The 261-nt window shown below is 58.6% G+C and carries 1 protein-coding gene; it reads right to left on the minus strand.

Annotated elements, in window-relative coordinates; genetic code table 11:
• A partial coding sequence (locus ACR9ZK_RS22390; RefSeq protein ID WP_481344131.1) for a sensor histidine kinase occupies nt 1-261 on the minus strand: 261 nt, incomplete at both ends.

The raw sequence follows: 261 nt of genomic DNA on the forward strand, positions 1-261 counted from the left end.
GCGGAAAGCGTTGGTGAGGAAGTTCTGCAAAATTCGGCGCAGCAGCTTGATGTCGCTGTCGATGCGCAACTGGCTGCCGCGCACACGGAAGGTCAGACCTTGTTCCTGGGCCAGCGCCTTGAATTCGGCGCCGAGCGTATCGAACAGCTCATTGAGCGCGAACGGCTTGCGGTCGGGGTTGATCTTGCCGTTTTCCAGACGGGAAATATCCAGCAGGTCGCTGATCAGGTCTTCTGCCGAACGTAGCGAACTGTCGAGGTG

Source organism: Monashia sp. HAY1-5C (genome assembly GCF_056755255.1).